This window comes from Bartonella sp. AP3QHHD, assembly GCF_042195765.1.
Classification (GTDB): domain Bacteria; phylum Pseudomonadota; class Alphaproteobacteria; order Rhizobiales; family Rhizobiaceae; genus Bartonella.
On the sequence record NZ_JBHIPC010000042.1, the window covers coordinates 1 to 4,335 of the forward strand.

Genomic DNA, 4,335 nt, shown 5'->3' on the forward strand with positions numbered 1-4,335 from the left:
AGTCTTCTGATTTCATTGATCTGTTGTGGAAAAGCCTTTTTAATAGGCGGGTTTCCATCTGTATCATCATCTTCACTCACGACATTAAGAAGCATGCCTAACAGATATCTGCGTGCGTATGTGATTGCAGAACCAACCGATTGTATATTTGATTTGCATCCTTTAGTGTCATAAGGAAACTTTCCTTCTGTTGAGATTTTATTTCCAGACGGATGCGTCAAAGTCATTTCTATAATTATATTGTCTGAACTCTGTTCTTTGATACGAGAAAACAAAGCAAATCGGTGTTTTGCAAGAGTGTTTTTTACAGCATCAATGTACTGGTCAAGGGTTGCATATTGGCTGTTTGTATGGGTGTTTGTAGAGTTTTTTTGTATTTTTTGATATTCTATTTGCATATTCGAAAGATCACTGGCAAATCTTTCGTAGTTTTGTCGTTCTATTTCTTTTTCTCGTAAGGCAATGAGACGCTCGAGACGATCCATATCGACGTCATTTTCTAAGGCTCTGTTTAAAATACGTTCCATAGCAGTTTGTTTAACCGCTAAGTGATGCGTTTCTTCAATTTCTGTTAGGTTAGTGTTTTGTTTACTCATCTTGATTTCCTCCTATTTGAGCGCAATTCCCCCGTGGCGTGAATCACGCTGGTGTTTAAAAGTTGGTTTTTCGGTGTTAGAAACGGCTTATAGAGATACTATAAGATTAGTCGGTCGTATTTTTTCATTTGGTTTGTTCTCTAGTTGAGGTGAGGTCAGTATTATCAACATACCCATAAGCACCTGCATCATTGGTAATGTATATAGCATCGCAGTTACCAAAAACACGTACATCACCGTAAACTTCTATATATCCATAAAAATGTATACCCTCGTAAACTTCTGCATTACCAAAAACTTGAACATTATCAGAAATTTGTGCATCATCATAAACACGGGCGCCTTCATAAACCCATGCATTATCACCAACCCAGCAATCCCCTTCGTGACTTAAATTGCCCTCATGCTCTATAAACCCCCCTAAATCGCCTTTCTCGACGTTTCCAAAGTCTCGTAAGGCGCGAATGCGGTGGAGAGTTCTGCCATTAACTTCGATTGTTGCGTCTGTCAGTTCGTATTTCTTTTTTATCATGATAACCTCCTCTTAATGCATGCTTTGTCTTTTAAGCTCTTGAGACAGCACACCAATTCCTTTTGCTGTGACTTTTGCGCAAGGAATGACCTTTTCTATTCCATTTGCGGTTTGAAGTGTGATGGTTGGACAATCCATAAGTTTCTTTTGGATTTTGTCTTGATAAGGAAGCAAATTTCCACCTGCTGCTCGTCTGTAAACCCAACCTTTTTGCTGTAAGAATTGAATGAATTGTTTTGGTTGCATCTCGAGTATTTTAGCGGTTTCTGTAAGACTAAACAGTCCGTCATGACGTTGTAAGCTTTCAAGAGCCATGGCTTTTGGTGTTAAATCTTCAATGATGGTGTCTTTTTGATCTATTTGACCTTGTAGGTAATTCAAAAAGCCAATCATAGCCTTTGGACTTGAATAGTCGATTTGTGGTGTTACTGCTTGCTTTTCCAATTCTTGCCAACGGTCTATAATCCTAGCACGTAATGTCATGCTGTAACCAGAAACTAAGATAAGGCATTCACGCTTAGGGAGGTTGTAACAGTTTTGGGGCTTACCCTGTTTATCTAAATAGGTGGATCCAAATTTGGATTGACCCCCTTCAGGATATAATTCTCCTAACATTTGCCGAATATCACGCATAATATGCGCATGTTGCTTACCACATAACTCTGCAATTTCACGACTAGACATGGTTGGAACAGTTGTGTTTTGAAAATTGTTTTCAGATATTGTAATAAAGTTTTGCATCATCACCCCCCTTAATTAAGAAAAACACAAGGTTTGATATAATATTCTGCCATAGTTTCTATGACGTTCTGCTTGAGCAATTTTCCTTGCTGCGTGAATTTTGAAGTAATGATTATCAGTTTTATCTGTTTCTATTTCAGATTTTGGACAAATCTTCTGTCTGTTCCATTCTTGTTTTGTAAAAACAAAATCCACGCCTTCTTTTAGATCAAGCTTTTCAACACAATCATTAAACCAAGTGGAAAAATCTTGTTTCAAATGTAAGTACCTATGCATTACATGGGCATTGACCATTTGGACATAACCAATTTTGTTGTCTACCTCGTTTTCAGGTATGAGATATCCTTCACTATCATTATCATGTGTGTTCATAAGTTTACTCTAATCAATTATTGATGGGGAAAAGGGGGCGCTTTTAAATGCGCCCTTTAGAATTTAAAGCACATCACAAGGACGCAAACGGTGTTGTTGTTCGTAAGTACCGTAAATCTCATCATTATATTTTTCGTCTGCTAAATCAGATAAAAGATCGTGGTAAGCATCACTTTCACGTACAAAGTCATGAACCTCACTATCCTCATGGAGATGTTCAATATTTTTTTCTACATATGCGTCTGCAATCTCTTCAGAGATATCTTCACAATTATTCTCAGAGGGATTTATACGAAAGATTTGGATTGCATCATCTACCTCATCAACAATGCTTAGAATTTGACTTGCATCAAGTGGTCCAGACTCTGCAATGTGTTGATCTTTATCGTAGGTAACTAATAAAATTTCATTGGAATTTATAAGAATTGGATTTTCCATAATTTTTCCTCCCTAACGCCTCTTGGCGATTGTTTGTGCGTGGTTTGTATAATTACTTATACGTAAATGTATAAATATAAGCAAGCAAAAAATCGCATATATTTCATTTTTTTTTGCATTTTCACTTAAATGCCATCTTCACAAGCAATAGAATCAAAAACTTTATTGGGATTACTTCATAAGTAGACGATAGGATTTGCGCGGTAATATTGCAACTATTTCTCCAACCCATTTTATCTTTGCATTTTTAATAGGTAGCGCATTCCATGATTTGAGTACAATGCCCTCTGAAGAGCGAGTAATTTGTTTGATGAAACGCCTATTATCTTCTGTTAGAACGACAACTTCATCACCGTAATAATCGCTCATTGGCTTTGTTTGCAGATGTTTAACTACGATTAAATCACCATCTTTATATACGGGATACATAGAATCTCCACGAACCATGAATCCTATTGTTTCAAAAGGCAAATCAAATGGTATTTCGATTGTTTCAAGCCCATCTTCTGGGATTTGCTCAACATCGGTATCAATCTCTAATCCTGCTCCTACATATCCCATGACAGGAACAACTGTAGTAATTTGATTATAACCTTTTAAGCTTTTATAAAGTTCTAGAATTGAGTCTCTGTGTGAACCTCTGGGATCTGATTCACTTCCTAACCATCTTGACACGGTCGCTTGGGTTACATTTAATCTATCGGCAAGATCTTTTTGATTAAGACCAAACTCAGATTGCAATACTTGCAATGTCGCAATGATATTTTTCGTCATAATTAGTTACTTATGATTTTAAAATTAAAAAAATCTATTGTTTTTTTTAATTAACTCTATACAATTGCGTATATGGTTAAAATAAAGGACTTAACTCAAATGGACACAGAGGAAAAATTCAAGATTAAATCTATCCGAAAGTGTTTATCGCTAACACAAAAAGAATTAGCAGACATTTTAGGCGTTAAGCAAGCCTCTGTTTGTCGTTGGGAACAAGGCAAAGGACTATCTTTAAATAGTTATTTAAAGCTGCAAAAGTTGAAGGATAGTTCTAGCTCTAGTTCTGCTTTTATTGCTGCTCCTACAGATAGTAATGAACATCAACAGCACCATTCACATTCTTAAACAGGCATTAAATAAAGAGATCAAATAAATAGATTACGCGTCACCATGCGCACGCATAAATACGCAACAGCTTTAAGGGGGGGATTATGATCACTCATTTATATTTAATAAAAAAAGGGGATGCGCATGTCTAATGGTATGCCATGGATAAGATTCCATTTGTATGACTGGATAAGTGGTACAGATGGAATGACGTTAGAGCAAAGGGGCGCTTATATGACGCTTCTCGTTCGCATGTACGATAAAAAAGCACCAATTAAAGAAGATTTTGAAACGCTTGCACGTGCTTGCAATTGTTCGCAGAAAAAATTTGCAGCTATTGTCGAATACTTAATGAGGAATGATAAACTTGTTGAGACAGATAATGGATTGTGGAATACGCGCGTTGAAGAAGAGCTGAACGATTTTGCTGATAAAAAAGAGCACATATCGCAAGTTCGTAGTGAGGCTGGTAAAAAAGGTGCACAAGCAAAAAATAATACAAAACAACATGTTAATAATTTTGCTGAAGCAAATGACAAGCAAAACGTTTTTTTT

8 protein-coding genes are annotated in these 4,335 nt (G+C 36.4%); 2 read left to right on the plus strand and 6 right to left on the minus strand.

Features of this window, described 5'->3' with window-relative positions; genetic code table 11:
- The 6 genes from ACFIL7_RS02330 to ACFIL7_RS02355 form a co-directional block, all read right to left on the minus strand.
- Window positions 1-596 (minus strand): ERF family protein (locus ACFIL7_RS02330; protein ID WP_375683291.1); only part of this gene is annotated, 596 nt, incomplete at its 3' end.
- Between the two features lie 124 nt (window positions 597-720).
- Window positions 721-1,128, minus strand: a complete 408-nt coding sequence (locus ACFIL7_RS02335; RefSeq protein WP_375637119.1) for a hypothetical protein — start codon at window positions 1,126-1,128, stop codon at window positions 721-723.
- A gap of 12 nt (window positions 1,129-1,140) precedes the next feature.
- Entirely contained in the window at window positions 1,141-1,869 is a 729-nt protein-coding gene (locus ACFIL7_RS02340) for a Rha family transcriptional regulator (protein WP_375683295.1), read from the minus strand.
- A 15-nt stretch (window positions 1,870-1,884) separates the two neighbouring features.
- Entirely contained in the window at window positions 1,885-2,241 is a 357-nt protein-coding gene (locus ACFIL7_RS02345; protein ID WP_375683292.1) for an antA/AntB antirepressor family protein, read from the minus strand.
- Window positions 2,242-2,304: 63 nt separating this feature from the next.
- Window positions 2,305-2,679: a hypothetical protein gene (locus ACFIL7_RS02350; RefSeq protein WP_375683293.1), complete on the minus strand. Its 375-nt coding sequence runs from the start codon at window positions 2,677-2,679 to the stop codon at window positions 2,305-2,307.
- Window positions 2,680-2,850: 171 nt separating this feature from the next.
- Window positions 2,851-3,453 carry a S24 family peptidase gene (locus ACFIL7_RS02355; protein ID WP_375627583.1) on the minus strand — a complete coding sequence of 201 codons (603 nt, stop codon included), beginning with the start codon at window positions 3,451-3,453 and terminating at the stop codon, window positions 2,851-2,853.
- A gap of 99 nt (window positions 3,454-3,552) precedes the next feature.
- Here ACFIL7_RS02355 and ACFIL7_RS02360 point away from each other — a divergent pair, with 99 nt between their 5' ends.
- Together ACFIL7_RS02360 and ACFIL7_RS02365 are read left to right on the plus strand one after the other, a co-directional pair.
- Window positions 3,553-3,798 (plus strand): helix-turn-helix transcriptional regulator, encoded by a 246-nt coding sequence (locus tag ACFIL7_RS02360; RefSeq protein ID WP_375633286.1) that lies wholly within the window; start codon window positions 3,553-3,555, stop codon window positions 3,796-3,798.
- Window positions 3,799-3,924: 126 nt separating this feature from the next.
- A partial coding sequence (locus tag ACFIL7_RS02365) for a YdaU family protein (RefSeq protein WP_375683294.1) occupies window positions 3,925-4,335 on the plus strand: 411 nt, incomplete at its 3' end.